18 protein-coding genes and 1 pseudogene are annotated in these 13331 nt (G+C 71.0%); 9 read left to right on the plus strand and 10 right to left on the minus strand.

Translation table 11 applies throughout. The annotated features are described in order from the left end of the window. The coding region (locus ACVMLK_RS16165) for a pseudouridine synthase (RefSeq protein WP_457486971.1) at positions 1 to 846 on the minus strand (846 nt) is incomplete at its 3' end. Next, on the minus strand, positions 843 to 1583 hold the full coding sequence (locus ACVMLK_RS16170; RefSeq protein WP_198365167.1) for a gamma-glutamyl-gamma-aminobutyrate hydrolase family protein: 741 nt from the start codon (positions 1581 to 1583) through the stop codon (positions 843 to 845). The genes ACVMLK_RS16170 and ACVMLK_RS16165, both read right to left, overlap by 4 nt. Before the next feature lie 65 nt (positions 1584 to 1648). Between ACVMLK_RS16170 and ACVMLK_RS16175 the strand changes: the two genes are divergently transcribed. Continuing rightward, complete coding sequence (locus tag ACVMLK_RS16175; RefSeq protein ID WP_457486972.1) at positions 1649 to 2404, plus strand: SDR family NAD(P)-dependent oxidoreductase; 756 nt, start codon at positions 1649 to 1651, stop codon at positions 2402 to 2404. Positions 2405 to 2428: 24 nt separating this feature from the next. Here the strand turns inward: ACVMLK_RS16175 and ACVMLK_RS16180 are convergent, their stop codons facing one another. Further along, the gene (locus ACVMLK_RS16180; protein ID WP_457486973.1) at positions 2429 to 2629 is read right to left on the minus strand and encodes a YegP family protein; all 201 of its coding nucleotides are present in this window, start codon (positions 2627 to 2629) and stop codon (positions 2429 to 2431) included. Positions 2630 to 2736: 107 nt separating this feature from the next. Between ACVMLK_RS16180 and ACVMLK_RS16185 the strand changes: the two genes are divergently transcribed. The 3 genes from ACVMLK_RS16185 to ACVMLK_RS16195 all read left to right on the plus strand — a co-directional run bounded on the left by ACVMLK_RS16185 (position 2737) and on the right by ACVMLK_RS16195 (position 4879). Then, complete coding sequence (locus tag ACVMLK_RS16185) at positions 2737 to 3219, plus strand: nucleoside deaminase (RefSeq protein WP_457486974.1); 483 nt, start codon at positions 2737 to 2739, stop codon at positions 3217 to 3219. After that, positions 3213 to 3611, plus strand: coding sequence for a GFA family protein (locus tag ACVMLK_RS16190; protein WP_457486975.1), 399 nt, complete (start codon positions 3213 to 3215; stop codon positions 3609 to 3611). Before ACVMLK_RS16185 ends, ACVMLK_RS16190 begins: the two co-directional genes overlap by 7 nt. Positions 3612 to 3673: 62 nt before the next feature. Further along, positions 3674 to 4879 (plus strand): MFS transporter, encoded by a 1206-nt coding sequence (locus ACVMLK_RS16195; RefSeq protein ID WP_198365162.1) that lies wholly within the window; start codon positions 3674 to 3676, stop codon positions 4877 to 4879. A 145-nt stretch (positions 4880 to 5024) separates the two neighbouring features. Here the strand turns inward: ACVMLK_RS16195 and ACVMLK_RS16200 are convergent, their stop codons facing one another. Beyond that, complete coding sequence (locus tag ACVMLK_RS16200; RefSeq protein WP_198365161.1) at positions 5025 to 5213, minus strand: succinate dehydrogenase assembly factor 4; 189 nt, start codon at positions 5211 to 5213, stop codon at positions 5025 to 5027. Positions 5214 to 5256: 43 nt separating this feature from the next. On the opposite strand from ACVMLK_RS16200, the gene htpX reads away from it, so the two are divergent. Beyond that, the gene (gene htpX, locus ACVMLK_RS16205; RefSeq protein WP_457486976.1) at positions 5257 to 6219 is read left to right on the plus strand and encodes a zinc metalloprotease HtpX; all 963 of its coding nucleotides are present in this window, start codon (positions 5257 to 5259) and stop codon (positions 6217 to 6219) included. A gap of 92 nt (positions 6220 to 6311) precedes the next feature. Here htpX and ACVMLK_RS16210 read toward each other — a convergent pair whose 3' ends face one another. From ACVMLK_RS16210 to ACVMLK_RS16220, 3 genes are all read right to left on the minus strand, one after another. Then, entirely contained in the window at positions 6312 to 6707 is a 396-nt protein-coding gene (locus ACVMLK_RS16210; RefSeq protein ID WP_457486977.1) for a hypothetical protein, read from the minus strand. A 128-nt stretch (positions 6708 to 6835) separates the two neighbouring features. After that, complete coding sequence (locus ACVMLK_RS16215) at positions 6836 to 8071, minus strand: argininosuccinate synthase (protein ID WP_457486978.1); 1236 nt, start codon at positions 8069 to 8071, stop codon at positions 6836 to 6838. A gap of 72 nt (positions 8072 to 8143) precedes the next feature. Beyond that, positions 8144 to 8710, minus strand: a complete 567-nt coding sequence (locus ACVMLK_RS16220; protein ID WP_457486979.1) for a transposase — start codon at positions 8708 to 8710, stop codon at positions 8144 to 8146. A gap of 210 nt (positions 8711 to 8920) precedes the next feature. On the opposite strand from ACVMLK_RS16220, the gene ACVMLK_RS16225 reads away from it, so the two are divergent. Both ACVMLK_RS16225 and ACVMLK_RS16230 read left to right on the plus strand, forming a co-directional pair. Next, a complete protein-coding gene (locus ACVMLK_RS16225) occupies positions 8921 to 9817 on the plus strand; it encodes a restriction endonuclease (protein ID WP_457486980.1) in 897 nt (298 codons plus the stop codon). Positions 9818 to 9976: 159 nt separating this feature from the next. Then, entirely contained in the window at positions 9977 to 10642 is a 666-nt protein-coding gene (locus ACVMLK_RS16230) for an MBL fold metallo-hydrolase (RefSeq protein WP_198365155.1), read from the plus strand. Positions 10643 to 10686: 44 nt separating this feature from the next. On the opposite strand, the gene ACVMLK_RS16235 is transcribed toward ACVMLK_RS16230, so the two are convergent. Further along, the gene (locus ACVMLK_RS16235) at positions 10687 to 11052 is read right to left on the minus strand and encodes a bleomycin resistance protein (protein WP_457486981.1); all 366 of its coding nucleotides are present in this window, start codon (positions 11050 to 11052) and stop codon (positions 10687 to 10689) included. A 107-nt stretch (positions 11053 to 11159) separates the two neighbouring features. Further along, complete coding sequence (locus tag ACVMLK_RS16240; RefSeq protein WP_457486982.1) at positions 11160 to 11594, minus strand: cupin domain-containing protein; 435 nt, start codon at positions 11592 to 11594, stop codon at positions 11160 to 11162. Positions 11595 to 11648: 54 nt separating this feature from the next. On the opposite strand from ACVMLK_RS16240, the gene ACVMLK_RS16245 reads away from it, so the two are divergent. Then, the gene (locus ACVMLK_RS16245) at positions 11649 to 12089 is read left to right on the plus strand and encodes a MarR family winged helix-turn-helix transcriptional regulator (RefSeq protein WP_457486983.1); all 441 of its coding nucleotides are present in this window, start codon (positions 11649 to 11651) and stop codon (positions 12087 to 12089) included. 37 nt (positions 12090 to 12126) lie between these two features. Here the strand turns inward: ACVMLK_RS16245 and ACVMLK_RS16250 are convergent, their stop codons facing one another. Then, a complete protein-coding gene (locus tag ACVMLK_RS16250) occupies positions 12127 to 12843 on the minus strand; it encodes a response regulator transcription factor (protein WP_198365151.1) in 717 nt (238 codons plus the stop codon). A 265-nt stretch (positions 12844 to 13108) separates the two neighbouring features. Here ACVMLK_RS16250 and ACVMLK_RS16255 point away from each other — a divergent pair. Continuing rightward, positions 13109 to 13331 (plus strand): annotated as a pseudogene (locus ACVMLK_RS16255) (hypothetical protein); the annotation flags it as partial.

Here is a 13331-nt window from a genome sequence, read left to right on the forward strand (position 1 = left end):
TCCCTGCGCCAGGGCGCGGGCCGCGGCGGTCTCGGCGGCGGCGCGGGCCTGGGCGGCGCGCTCGACGCCGCGCTGCAGCCGGGGCGGCGCGTCGAGGCCGAGCTGCTCGCGCAGCACCTTGGCGTTGATCTCCTCCACCGCGCCGCGCGGCAGCGGCCCCAGGGTGAAGGGGCCGTAGGCGGTGCGGATCAGCCGCGTGACGGTGAGGCCGAGATGCTGCAGCACGCGCCGCACCTCGCGATTCTTGCCCTCGGCCAGCGAGACGGTCAGCCAGGCATTGGTGCCCTGGCGCGAATCCAGCCCCGCCTCGATCGGGCCGTAGGCCACGCCCTCCACCGTGACGCCATGGGCCAGCGCCGCCAGCGCCCGCTCATCGACACGGCCGTGCACGCGGGCGCGGTAGCGGCGGATCCAGGCATTGCCGGGCAGTTCCAGCTTGCGGCTCAGCGCGCCGTCATTGGTCAGCAGCAGCAGCCCCTCGGAATTGAGGTCGAGCCGGCCGACCGAGACCAGGCGCGGCAGCGCCGTCGGCAGCTCCTCGAAGACCGTGCGCCGCCCCTCGGGGTCCTTGTGCGTCGTCACCAGCCCGGGCGGCTTGTGGTAGCGGAACAGCCGCGTGCGCTCCGGCGCGCCGACCGGCTTGCCGCCCACCGTCACCCGGTCCTCCGGGCCGACGAAGGTCGCCGGGCTTTCCACCGCGCGGCCGTTCAGCGAGACCGCGCCCTCGGCGATCAGCCGCTCGGCGTCGCGCCGGCTGGCCACCCCGGCGCGGGCCAGCCACTTGGCGATGCGCTCGCCGCGCTCCTCCGTGGCCGGGCCGCCCTCCGCCGTCTCCTCGCCGTTCATGCGGCCCTCCGCGCGGCGGCGGCCTCGCGGCAGGCGGCGACGAACCCGTCCAGGATCGCCTGGTCCCTCGGGTCCACGGCGTATTCCGGGTGCCACTGCACGCCGAGGGCGAAGCGGTGCCCGGTGCTCTCGATCCCCTCGATGACCCCGTCCGGCGCCACGGCGTTGACCGCCGCGCGCGGCCCCGGCGCCGCCACCGCCTGGTGGTGCGCCGAGTTCACCGCCATGCGCGGCACGCCCACGAGGCGCGCCAGCAGCGTGCCGCCGGTGATCGCCACCTCGTGCCCGGGCTCGGTGCGCGGGTTGGGCTGCTCATGCGCCAGCGCCGCGGGGATGCTGTCCGGGATGTGCTGGATCAGCGTGCCGCCCAGCGCCACCGCCAGCAGCTGCTCGCCGCCGCAGATGCCGAGCACCGGCATGTCCCGCTCCAGCGCGCCGCGCACCATGGCCAGCTCGAAGGCGGTGCGCCCCTGCTTCAGCGCCACCGTCGGATGCGCCGGGCCGCCGCCATAGAGCGACGGATCGACATCGAAGGCGCCGCCGGTGACCAGCAGCCCGTCGATCTCGTCGAGATAGGCGCCGGCCAGCGACAGCTCGTGCGGCAGGGCGACCGGCAGCCCGCCCGCCGCCGTGACGCCGGAGAAGTAGTTCTGCCGCAGGGCGTACCAGGGCAGCCTGGAATAGCCGCCGGGCTGTTCCGCATCGAGGGTCAGGCCGATCAGGGGGAGGGTGCGCATGGCTGCGGTTGCTAGCCCCGCCGCCCGGTGAGAACAATGCATTTCAGAATCCGAGGGAGGCCCCGATGCAGTTGAGCGGCAAACGCGTGGTGGTGATGGGCGGCAGCCGCGGCATCGGCCGCGCCATCGCGCTGGGCTTCGCGCAGGAGGGTGCCGCGGTCGCGATCTGCGCGCGCGGCGCCGAGGCGCTGGAGGCGACGCGGGCGGAGATCGCGGCGCTCGGCGTCACCGCCTTCGCCGCGCCCTGCGACCTCGCCGAGGCGGCGCAGATCGCCCGCTTCATCCCCGAGGCGGCGGCGGCGCTGGGCGGGCTCGACGTGCTGGTGAACAACGCCTCCGGCTTCGGTTCCACCGATGACGAGGCCGGCTGGTCCGCCGCCTTCCACATCGACATGATGGCCACCGTGCGCGCCAGCCAGGCGGCGCTGCCCTTCCTGGAGCGGTCCGGGGCGGGGGCGATCGTCAACGTCTCCTCGATCTCGGCGCTGCGCGCCAGCGCCCGCAGCGCGCCCTATGGCGCGATGAAGGCGGCGATCGACCACTACACCGGCAGCCAGGCCAAGATGTACGCCGCGCGCGGCATCCGGGTGAACGCCGTGGCGCCCGGCTCCATCGAGTTCCCCGGCGGCATGTGGGAGAAGCGCCGGCTGGAGGGCGCGCCGCTCTACGAGGAGATCCGCCGCCAGATCCCCTCCGGCCGGCTGGGCGAGCCCGAGGCGGTGGCCGATGTGGTGCTGTTCCTGGCCTCCCGCCGCGCCCGCTGGGTGACCGGGCAGAGTGTCGTGGTCGATGGCGGGCAGCTCATCGGGCCGGGGAGCTGAGGGCCTCCCCGGACCCGCGCCGGCTCAGCCGCCGGTCCTGCCGGCGGCGGCCGCGGTCTGATCCTTGACCGGCGTCGCCGCGCCGGTGCCCTTCACCAGCTCGATCGCGGCCAGGCAGTCGCGCTTGTTGTGGTAGGTCTCGCCGCCGGCGACGATCTGGTGGTTGGCGGATCTGAGGTTCCAGTAGTACTGGCCGGAGGCGTTCTGGCTGATCGTGAAGTACATGGCGGAACTCCCTGGATACGGTGGCCGGGGATGCGGTGGCCGCCGAGGATAGCGCAGGCTTGGCCCTGCCCGCTGCCGGATTCGTTCCCCACCGATGGTTCCGCCGCATGCCCAGCCCTGGCCCCTCCGCCCCCAGCCCCATCGCCCTCGCGCTGGAGGAGGCGCGCGCCGCCGCCGCGCGCGGCGAGGTACCGGTGGGCGCCGTGGTCACCGCGCCGGACGGCACGGTGCTGGGCCGCGCCGGCAACCGGGTGGAGGAGCTCTGCGACCCCACCGCCCATGCCGAGATCCTGGCCCTGCGCCAGGCGGCCGCGGCGCGCGGCGAGCCCCGCCTGCCCGACTGCACCCTGACGGTGACGCTGGAGCCCTGCCCGATGTGCGCCCAGGCGGCGAGCTTCTTCCGCGTGCGGCGGCTGGCCTTCGGGGCCTATGACCCGAAGGGCGGCGGCGTCGAGCATGGCGCGCGCGTCCTCGCCGCCGGCTCCTGCCACCATGCGCCGGAGATCGTGGGTGGCCTGCGCGAGACGGAATGCGCCACCCTGTTGCGCGCCTTCTTCGCGGGGCTGCGGGAGGAGAGGGACCGATGCTGACCGGAGGCTGTCTCTGCGGCGCCATCCGCTACGCGGCGGGCGGCACGCCCTTCCACGCCACGCTCTGCCACTGCGCCTCCTGCCGCCGCGCGGCCGGCGCGCCCGTGGTCGCCTGGTTCAGCGTGGCGCGGCGCGACTTCCGCTGCACCACCGGCCGGCTCGGCCTGTTCGAGTCGAGTCCCGGCGTCTGGCGCGGCTTCTGCGCCGCCTGCGGCACCAGCCTGACCTACCGGCATGACGACCTGCCGGACGAGATCGACATCACCATCGCCAGCCTGGACGATCCCGGAGCCCTGCCGCCGGCCGACCACACCCAGGCCGCCGAGCGCCTCCCCTGGCTGCCGCTCTGCGATGGCCGGCCGGCCTATCCGGGGGGACGCAGCGAGGGCTGAGCCGCATGGATTCTCCTGCGCCCCGGTTGCCGCCGCCGGCGTCGCCCCACAGCATCGGCGGCATGGACAACCCCTTCGCCGATCCCCGGACGCTGCGCCGGATGATCGTGGTCTTCGGTTTCGCGGGCTTCTCCGGCGCCCTGGCCGGGCGGGCGCTCGATCCGCTGATGGCCGAGCTGGCCCTCGACTTCGCCGCGCCGCATGAGCGCGTGGCGCTGCTCGCCAGCGCCTTCGCCCTGCCCTACGCGCTGGTGCAGCCGGTGCTGGGCCCGGTCGGCGATGCCTTCGGCAAGCGCCGCGTGGTGCTGCTCTGCATCGGATTGCTGGCGGTGACGCTGGCCCTCTGCGCGCTGGCGCCGGGGCTGGACGGGCTGTTCGCCGCGCGGATCGCGGCCGGGCTGGCGGCCGGCGGCATCTTTCCCCTCACCCTCGCCCTGTTCGGCGATTCGGTGCCCATGGCCCAGCGTCAGGTGGCGATCAGCCGGGTGCTGGCCTGCGCCATCCTGGGCCAGCTGGCGGGCGGGGCGGTCTCGGGCGGGATCGCGCCGCTGGTCGGCTGGCGGGGCGTGATGTGGGTCTGCGCCGCGGCGGCGGCGCTGTCCTGGGCGGTGCTCTGGCGCGACGCGCGGCGGCAGCCGGCGGCCGCCCCGCCGGGCCCGGCCCCCTCCCCCGCCGAGGTGGCGCGGCGCTACCGGGCCATCCTGGCCAATCCGCGCGCCCGCCCGCTCTATGGCGGCGTCTTCATCGAGGGCATGCTGGTCTTCGGCCCCATGCCCTTCCTGGCCGTCCTGCTGGGACAGGACGGGCATGGCACGCTGCGGGCCGGGATCGCCATCGCCGCCTTCGGCCTCGGCGGCTTCGGCTATGCGCTGTTGGCGGCCTTCCTGCTGCGCGCCATCGGGCAGGCGGCGATGATGCGGCTGGCCGGGGGCCTGGTGGCACTGGGCATGACCGCCACCGCCCTGGCCTGGGGGCTGGAACGGCCCTGGGCCGGAATCGGCGGCAGCTTCCTCATCGGGCTCGGTTTCTTCATGCTGCACAACAGCATCCAGGTGCGGGTAACCGAGGTGGCGCCCCTGGCGCGGGGTTCGGCCGTCGCCCTGCATGCCTTCAGCTATTTCCTGGGGCAATCGGCGGGGCCGGGCGTCTTCGGCCTGGCCATGGCGCTGGCGGGGGCGGTGCCGGCGCTGCTCGCCGCGGGCCTGGGGGTCCTGGCGGTCAGTCTCTGGCTCAGCCTCGCACCCGCGACACAGCCGAACAGAACCTGAACGGTTACACGGGCGCGCCCTCTCGAATCAAGGCCATGCTCCGAGTCGCGCGAACGAATCGCTGACGTTCGGTAACGTTCTCAGCCACCAGATCTGGTGTGCGCCGCGCCGGCGCCCGCCCCAGACGGTTCGCTTTCCATTCCGGTCAGAAGTCGCTGACGCGGCCCTTCCTTTCCCAGTCGCCATAGCGCGTGGGTTCCGGCCCGGCGGGGCCGTCGATCTCCTTGGGCATGGGGCCGGGGACGGGACGGGCCGCCTGGTCGGCGGCAGGCGCCGGGGTGGAGGTCTGGGCGGGGCCGGCCGGGCGGTCGGCCTCTTGTGGAAGTGTCGTCATGCTTCCCATCTGGGGTGGAAAGGGTGCTGAGGAAAAGAGGGGCATGAACGGATACCTGCGCACGACCCTGCTGCTCGCGGCCATGACCGCCCTCTTCGTCGTCGTCGGCGGCGCCATCGGCGGGCGGAGCGGCATGATGGTGGCCTTTCTCTTCGCCTGCGCCACCAATCTTTTCGCCTGGTGGAACAGCGACAAGATGGTGCTGCGGATGAACAATGCCCAGCCCATCGGGCCGCAGGACGCGCCGGAGCTCTACCGCATGACGGAGCGGCTGGCGCGCAACGCCGGCATCCCGATGCCGGCCCTCTATATCATCCATGAGGATCAGCCGAACGCCTTCGCCACCGGCCGCAACCCGCAGAACGCGGCGGTCGCCGTCAACACCGGGCTGCTGAACCGCATGCCGCCCGAGGAAGTGGCCGGCGTCATCGCCCATGAGCTGGCGCATATCCGCAACCGCGACACGCTGATCATGACCATGACGGCGTGCCTCGCCGGCGCCATCGGCATGATCGCGCAGTTCGGCTTCCTGTTCGGCGGCAACCGGGACGGTCGCGGCCTGGGGCCGATCGGCACGCTGCTGATGATGATACTGGCCCCTCTCGCCGCCATGCTGGTGCAGATGGCGATCAGCCGCTCCCGCGAGTACGAGGCCGACCGGGTGGGTGCGGAGATCAGCGGCAATCCGGCGGGGCTCGCCAATGCCCTGTTGCGGCTGGAGCAGGGGCGCCTCGCCTTCGTCAATCAGGCGGCCGAGAACAATCCGGCCATGGCGCATATGTTCATCGTCAACCCGCTCTCCGGCGCGCGGATGGACAACCTCTTCTCCACCCATCCGAAGACCGAGAACCGCGTGGCGGCGCTGCGGCAGATGACGGGCCAGAGCCGTGGCGGGGGTCGTTCGGGCATCCCGGAGATGGCGGCGCGCCCGGCCGCTGGCACCGCCCCCGGCCCGTGGAGCCGCGTCCGACCCGGCCCGCAGCGGTCCCGCGGCCCCTGGGGTTAGACCATCGCCTCCGGGGTGCATCCCCGGGCTGAACGCGGAAAGGCCGGGCGATCGCCCGGCCTTTCCTTCATCGGGCGCCCTGGCGCCGGCCGTCAGCGGACCACGCGGGTCGTGCCGTCGGGCAGGTGTTCCAGCACCAGGCCACCGCCATTGAAGGCACCGTTTCCAACGCCGGGCTGCGACGGCAGTGTGACGCCGGCCAGCGGATCGTTCGGCGTGGTGGACCTGCCGCCGCTCATGTCCCCACCGCTGCCTGCCATTCCGCCGCTGCTGCCCATCGGGGCGGCCGAGCCCATGGGACGATGGCCATGCATCGGCCGGCCCTGCATGCCTTGCTGCCCGGTCTGGGGATACTGCGCGGCCGGCGTCGAGGCCGAGGAACCCGTGATCGGGCCAGCCCCGGTGTTGTAGCTCTGGGCCTGAGCGAAGGAGGCGCCCGCCGTCATCGCGGCGGCGAGCAGGGTGAGGCGGGTGATCCGGAAAGTCATGCGGCGTTCCTCCACTGTGTCGAGAAACCCTGACGGGTTCCGATGGACGCCTAACGCCGCGTGGTCCGGCCGGTTTCGCCCCTTCAGGAGGCGTGGGGGCGCCTTCGGAACGGCACCCCCGATGCCTTTCAGAGAGCGCCGCCCTTGCGGCCGGCCATGGCGCCGAGGCGCAGGCGCAGCGCGTTGAGCTTGATGAAGCCCTGGGCGTCGAACTGGTCGTAGGCGCCCTGGTCGTCCTCGAAGGTCACGTGCTTCATGGAGTAGAGGCTGTTCGGGGACTGGCGGCCCGTCACGATGGTGTTGCCCTTGTACAGCTTCAGGCGGACGGTGCCGCTGACGCTCCTCTGGCTTTCATCGACCATCGCCTGGATCATCCGGCGCTCAGGCGCGAACCAGAAGCCGTTGTAGATCAGCTCCGCGTACTTGGGCATCAGGCTGTCCTTGAGGTGGGCGACCTCACGATCCAGGGTGATGCTCTCGATGGCGCGGTGGGCGGCGTGGAGGATGGTGCCGCCGGGGGTCTCGTAGCAGCCGCGGGACTTCATGCCGACGAAGCGGTTCTCCACGAGGTCCAGCCGGCCGATGCCGTTGGCCTTGCCGAGGGCGTTCAGCCTGGTCAGCAGGGTGGCGGGGGAGAGGCGCTCGCCATTGATGGCCACCGCGTCGCCGCGCTCGAACTCGATGGTGATCTCGGTCGCGACGTCGGGCGCGTCCTCGGGGCGGATGGTGCGCTGCCAGACGATTTCCGGGGGCTCGTCCCACGGCTCCTCCAGGATCTTGCCCTCGGAGCTGCTGTGCAGGAGGTTGGCGTCGACGCTGAAGGGGGCCTCGCCGCGCTTGTCCTTGGCGATGGGGATCTGGTTCGCCTCGGCGAATTCCAGCAGGCGGGTGCGGGACGTCAGGTCCCATTCGCGCCAGGGGGCGATGACCTTCACGTCCGGCTTCAGGGAGTAGTAGCCGATCTCGAAGCGGACCTGGTCGTTGCCCTTGCCGGTGGCGCCGTGGGAGACGGCGTCGGCGCCGACCTGCTCGGCGATCTCGATCTGGCGCTTGGCGATCAGGGGGCGGGCGATGCTGGTGCCCAGCAGGTAGCAGCCCTCGTACAGCGCGTTGGCGCGGAACATGGGGAAGACGAAGTCCCGCGTGAATTCCTCGCGCAGGTCGTCGATGAAGATGTTCTCTTCCTTGATGCCGAGCATCAGGGCCTTGTCCCGGGCCGGGCCGAGTTCCTCGCCCTGGCCGAGATCGGCGGTGAAGGTCACCACCTCACACTGATAGGTGGTCTGCAGCCACTTCAGGATGACGGAAGTGTCCAGCCCGCCGGAATAGGCGAGCACCACCTTTTTCACGTCCTTGACCGCCATTGCGTGGGTCCCTTTTTCCGAACGAGCGAAGTCCCGGGGGTTTGCCGCAGCGGCGCGGCGCGGGCAAGGCGGTCATGGCCAGCCGAGGCGGACGGAGCGCGGGATGGAGCGCCGCCCGGCGGCATCGCGCAGCAGACGGGCCAGGGCGCGCAGCGTCTCGCGGGTGGGGCGCGGGCCGAGCGGCCAGGCGAGCAGGGTTTCGGACAAAAGCGGATCGGGCAGCAGCCAGGGGGGTGCATCCAGCGCCGAACGCAGGCCGAGGCGGCGGATGAGCAGGAGGAGCGGCAGGCCACCGAGGCGCGCGGCGCGGCGGCAGGCGCGGCAGAGGGTGTGCCCGATGGCCTTCAGCGGATGGTCCGGCGGGGCTTCCGCCAAGGCTTTCAGAATGCGGTGCCAGAAGCCCGCATGCGTCAGGCGGCGGAAGAAGCGGGCGACGGTGTCGGGGCGGCCGAAATGTGCCGGGAGATTCTTCCAGGGCGCGCCGCGCTGGTGGGCCATGTGGAAGATGGCGTCCATGCGCGCGCGGAGGTCCGGCGTGCGGCGGCCCTGGGGGGCGAGCGGCGGGAGATGAGGCTGGAGAGCGGCCCAGGCGGCGTCGGAGAGCGGGGTCCAGGGGGGAGGGGTGGTGGGGCTGGACATGGGGGCCGTTCCAGGGATGGGGGAAGTTGGAGGTTGTAGGAATTTAGTCCTCTTGTCAAGATGAGGGTGTAGACGCAGCTCGGCAATGGTGATCGCTGCCCGCTCTGCCGACCCCTGCCCGCTGATGCCTCTGGCAGCACAAGAATCCATTGCTATACTTGAGCATGAGGTGGAGGAAATACTTTGCCAATTCCTGATTATCAGACACTCATGCTGCCTGTGCTTCGCATTGCGGCCAAGGGCGAAAGCCGCGTGCCACAAGCTGCTGAACAGCTTGCAGATGCGCTTGAACTGACAGCCGAGGAACGGGAAGAAATGCTTCCGAGCGGCCGGCAGCGCCTTCTTCATAATCGGGTACACTGGGCAAAGTTTTACATGACAAAGGCAGGGCTGATTGAAAGCCCTGGCCGAGGCCGCTTTGTGGCCAGCACCGCCGGGCATGCGCTTCTCGAAAGCAATCCAGTCAAGATTGATGTGGAAATTCTTAAGAACTTCCCATCTTTTCTTGAATTCTATCAGAAGAGTGGCAGTCAGGTCAGTCCGGAAGAAAAATTCGTGTCGCAGGCAGCCGCGACTTCAGAAGCCACGCCTGAAGAGCAAATAGATGCCGCCCATGGCTTGATTCACGCCGCGCTCAAGATCGAACTCCTTCAGCGCATCCTGGCGCAAAGCCCGGCCTTCTTCGAATATATGATTGTCGATCTTCTGGTCGCAATGGGCTATGGCGGAAGCCATGATCGCGCAGCACTAAAGCTCGGACAAAGCGGCGATGGTGGCGTTGATGGTGTTATTGATGAAGACAGATTGGGTCTAGACCGAATCTATGTTCAGGCAAAACGCTATGCCTCGCATGTAGGGGTTGGACGGCCAGAAATACAAAGCTTCGTGGGCAGCCTAGTTGGTTTAGGCGCAACAAAGGGTGTATTCGTCACAACATCAACCTTCAGCGCGCAGGCGATCAACTATGTGCGGCACATTCCGCAACGCGTGATCCTGATCGACGGCGGCAGATTTTCGGATTTGATCATTGAGTATAAAGTCGGCGTCCGCGTGGACCGGACCGTAGTCGTTAAAAGAATCGACGAGGATTACTTTACGGAAGAGTGATTGCTTTCTCAAGCAGGTCCAGGAGGCTCAGCCTCCTGGCGGATGGAGGTCCGGGGGAAGGCAGAGCCTTCCCCCGAAGCAGCGGCCCGGACAGCAGACGCGCAGGCCGAGGACGCCTCCCCGTTGACCCACCCCCGCCCCCTATGGCACGCGGGCGTCATGTCCCAGTTCCAGGCCGCCCAGATTCCGGTCACGCCCTTCCAGCAGAACTGCACCCTGATCTGGGATGCGGAGAGCGGGCGCGGGGTCGTGGTCGATCCGGGCGGGGATGTGCCGCGCATCCTGGCGGGGCTGGACCGGGCGGGCTTCACGGTGGAGCGCATCCTGCTCACCCATGGCCATCTGGATCATGCCGGGGGCGCCGCCGCGCTGAAGCGCGCGCTGGAGGCGCGGCAGGGCGGGCCGGTGCCGATCGAGGGGCCGGACCGGCGCGACGGCTTCCTGCTGGAGGGGCTGGCCGAGCAGGGCGCGCGCTTCGGCATCACGGATCTGGAGAGCGTCACGCCGGACCGCTGGCTGGCCGAGGGCGAGACGGTGTCCATCGCCGGGCAGGATTTCGCGGTGCTGCACTGCCCCGGCCACACGCCGGGCCATGTCGTCTTCGTCTCCACCGCGCTCGGGGTGGCGGTGGTGGGGGATGTGATCTTCCGCGGCTCGGTCGGGCGGACGGACTTCCCCTATGGCGACGGCGCGGCGCTGATCGCCGCGATCGAGCGGAAGCTGCTGCCGCTCGGGGACGAGATCCGCTTCCTCTGCGGCCACGGGCCGGGCTCCAGCTTCGGCGAGGAGCGCCGCTCCAACCCCTTCCTGGGCGGCCGGGGTTGAGGCGCCGGGGTTGAGCCGCTGGGTCTGAGGCGCGGATCGGGGGCTCAGCCGGGCTCCTGCACCAGGCGGAACAGGGTTCCATCCGGATCGACCAGGGCGCCCACCGTACCGCCCCAGGCCTCCCGCCGGGGGCGGTGCGCGCGCGGCCAGCCAGTGTCGGCCTCTGGCACGCCGGCGGCGCGCGCGGCCTGGAAGAAGGCCTCGGCGTCCTGCAGCCGGAGGCAGCAGCCGAAGCCGCTGCGGGCCGGGTCGAGCTCGGGCTGGAGGAAGAATTCGAGGACGAGGCCGCCGCGCCGCAGGATCATCCAGCCCGCGTCGCGCCAGGTTTCCCGGAAGCCGAGGCGCGCGAAGAATCGCGCGGTCGCCGCGAAATCGCGCGAGGGGAGGTTGGGCGTGGCCATCTCGGTCAAGGCAGGGTCTCCGCTCCGGCCGGTGCAGGGTCGGCCGGGCGGCCCAGGGGCGTCAAGGCGGGGGGGGGGGGCGTCAAGGCGGGAAGCGGCAGGACGGGGCGATGTCCTCAGGCCGGCACCAGCCCATGCCGCAGCATGATCTCCCTCACCCGCGCGGGATCGGGCCTGTCCGGCCCGGCCACGGCCGCCGCCATCTCCTCGAAATAGGCGCGGCCGATGGAGCCCGGCGTCAGGAGCACCAGAGCGCGGGCGATCTCCTCGTGGCGGTTCTCGTGGTGGTGGACAGCGCCGCGGGGGATGAAGGCGACATCGCCGGCGCGGATCTCGCGGGGGATGCCGTCCACCGTCACGGTCAGGATGCCGGCGAGGCCATAGACCGCCTCGTCCACCGCCGCGTGGTGATGCGGCGCGGGGACGCGGGCCTCGGGCGGCACGGTGAATTCGAAGAGGATCATCTCGCCCGCGCCGTGGTGCTCATCGACCAGGAAGCGCAGGTCCAGCGCGCCGATCCGCACGGTCACCGGCTCCATCGAGGTTTCCATTCCCGCCCTCCCTTCGTAAAGTCTCTTTACGGAAATTCGTAAAGAGACTTTACAATGACGTCAAGCGAGAAGAGAGCGGAGGGGCCGCCCTTCGTGGGCGCGCTGGCCCGGTTGTGCTTCCAGAAGGCGCGGCGGCGGGTGGAGGCGGCCATCCGCGCCGCCGGCGGCACGGACGTGCACGAGACGCATCTGGCCGTCTTCTCCTATCCGCTGCCGGACGGGGCGCGGCCTTCGGAGCTGGCGCGGCGGCTCAACATGTCCCGGCAGGCGGCGCACCATGCCATCGCGCAGCTGGTGCGCCAGGGCTATCTGGAGCGGCGGGGGGCACGGGGGTTGATCCACCTGACGCCGAAGGGCCGGCATATCGCGGAGGCGATCTGGGCCAGCATGCGGGGGCTCCAGGCGGAGTGGGCGGCGCGGATCGGGGCCGAGCGGTTCGGCGTGTTCCTGGAGGTGCTGCGGGAGCTGGCCCTGGCGCCGGAGGAGGGCGCATGAGGAAAGCCGGGCCTTCCGGCCCGGCTTTCGTTCCGCCTCAGGCGGCGATGCGGCCGGCCTGGGGGTCGAGGCGGTAGCCGCCGCCCTCGGTCAGCAGCAGGGCGGCATTGGCCGGGTCGGGCTCGATCTTCTGCCGCAGGCGGTAGATGTGCGTCTCCAGCGTGTGCGTGGTGACGGCAGCGTTGTAGCCCCAGACCTCGTTCAGCAGCACCTGCCGCCCCACCGGCCGGCCGCCGGCGCGGTAGAGGAACTTCAGGATCGCGGCCTCCTTCTCGGTCAGCCGGATCTTGCGGCCCTTCAGCGGCTCCAGCAGGAGCTTGGCGGAGGGGCGGAAGGTGTAGGGCCCGATGACGAAGACCGCGTCCTCGGAATTGTCGAAGACCCGGAGCTGGGCGCGGAGCCGCGCCAGCAGTTCCGCGATGCGGAAGGGCTTCGCGATGTAGTCGTTGGCGCCGGCATCGAGCCCGCGCACGATATCCTGCTCGGCGTCGGCGCCGGTCAGCATGATGATGGGGATCTTGATCCCGTCCTGCCGCAGCCGGGCGCAGAGTTCGCGCCCGTCGCCGTCCGGCAGGCCGATGTCCAGCAGCACGGCATCGCAGCGCGAGTCGGGCGACATCAGGTGCCCGGAGGCCTCCGAGGCTGTCGCCGCCTCGACGGGCGCGAATTCGCCGTCCAGTGCCAGTTGTTCGGACAACGTCGCCCGCAGGGCGTCATCGTCGTCCACGATGAGGATCGGCCTCGGGCCGGTCATGCGCTCTCCCGAATTCGCCAGTAGGCGGGCCCGCGGGCCCGCGGATGCTCCCGGGGCAAGCGATTCGCTCCCGGAAGCCACCAAGCGGCCATCGTGGCCTCAGCCGCGCCCGGGGGCAAGCCCTGGCATGCGACAAGAAAATTGGGATTCCCCGCCCCGGCGTCCCAATCTAGAGGCTGGTCAACGCCGCACCGCCCCCAACATTCCCGCCAAGGCGGCGGTTGCCGGCTTCGGGACGGACGAGGAAACGAGGACAGGCACGGGCATGACAGGCAGGCAAGGCATGGCGATGCGGGGCGGGCACGATGCCGAAATCGGGCCCCTCGTGCCGGACGCCGCGGCCCTGGCGCTGCGGGCGGTGCATCGCGCCGTGAGCGAGCTGCGCCGCGGCACGCCGGTGCTGCTGGTCCCCTCCGGGCCGGGGGGCGCGGGACCAGGGGGCGGCGAGCGGCCGCTGCTGGTGGCCGCGGCCGAGACGGTGGGCGCGC

The sequence above is a fragment of the Teichococcus aerofrigidensis genome (assembly GCF_054073225.1).

Bases quoted from the DNA above. Each gene is read 5' to 3' on its own strand.
- ACVMLK_RS16200 (WP_198365161.1), bottom strand. From the start codon at position 5,213: ATGACGACACTTCCACAAGAGGCCGACCGCCCGGCCGGCCCCGCCCAG.
- ACVMLK_RS16240 (WP_457486982.1), bottom strand. From the start codon at position 11,594: ATGGAAACCTCGATGGAGCCGGTGACCGTGCGGATCGGCGCGCTGGAC.
- ACVMLK_RS16220 (WP_457486979.1), bottom strand. From the start codon at position 8,710: ATGTCCAGCCCCACCACCCCTCCCCCCTGGACCCCGCTCTCCGACGCC.
- ACVMLK_RS16185 (WP_457486974.1), top strand. From the start codon at position 2,737: ATGCCCAGCCCTGGCCCCTCCGCCCCCAGCCCCATCGCCCTCGCGCTG.
- ACVMLK_RS16215 (WP_457486978.1), bottom strand. From the start codon at position 8,071: ATGGCGGTCAAGGACGTGAAAAAGGTGGTGCTCGCCTATTCCGGCGGG.
- ACVMLK_RS16195 (WP_198365162.1), top strand. From the start codon at position 3,674: ATGGACAACCCCTTCGCCGATCCCCGGACGCTGCGCCGGATGATCGTG.
- ACVMLK_RS16245 (WP_457486983.1), top strand. From the start codon at position 11,649: ATGACGTCAAGCGAGAAGAGAGCGGAGGGGCCGCCCTTCGTGGGCGCG.
- htpX (WP_457486976.1), top strand. From the start codon at position 5,257: ATGAACGGATACCTGCGCACGACCCTGCTGCTCGCGGCCATGACCGCC.
- ACVMLK_RS16210 (WP_457486977.1), bottom strand. From the start codon at position 6,707: ATGACTTTCCGGATCACCCGCCTCACCCTGCTCGCCGCCGCGATGACG.
- ACVMLK_RS16250 (WP_198365151.1), bottom strand. From the start codon at position 12,843: ATGACCGGCCCGAGGCCGATCCTCATCGTGGACGACGATGACGCCCTG.
- ACVMLK_RS16230 (WP_198365155.1), top strand. From the start codon at position 9,977: ATGTCCCAGTTCCAGGCCGCCCAGATTCCGGTCACGCCCTTCCAGCAG.
- ACVMLK_RS16175 (WP_457486972.1), top strand. From the start codon at position 1,649: ATGCAGTTGAGCGGCAAACGCGTGGTGGTGATGGGCGGCAGCCGCGGC.
- ACVMLK_RS16225 (WP_457486980.1), top strand. From the start codon at position 8,921: ATGCTGCCTGTGCTTCGCATTGCGGCCAAGGGCGAAAGCCGCGTGCCA.
- ACVMLK_RS16180 (WP_457486973.1), bottom strand. From the start codon at position 2,629: ATGTACTTCACGATCAGCCAGAACGCCTCCGGCCAGTACTACTGGAAC.
- ACVMLK_RS16170 (WP_198365167.1), bottom strand. From the start codon at position 1,583: ATGCGCACCCTCCCCCTGATCGGCCTGACCCTCGATGCGGAACAGCCC.
- ACVMLK_RS16190 (WP_457486975.1), top strand. From the start codon at position 3,213: ATGCTGACCGGAGGCTGTCTCTGCGGCGCCATCCGCTACGCGGCGGGC.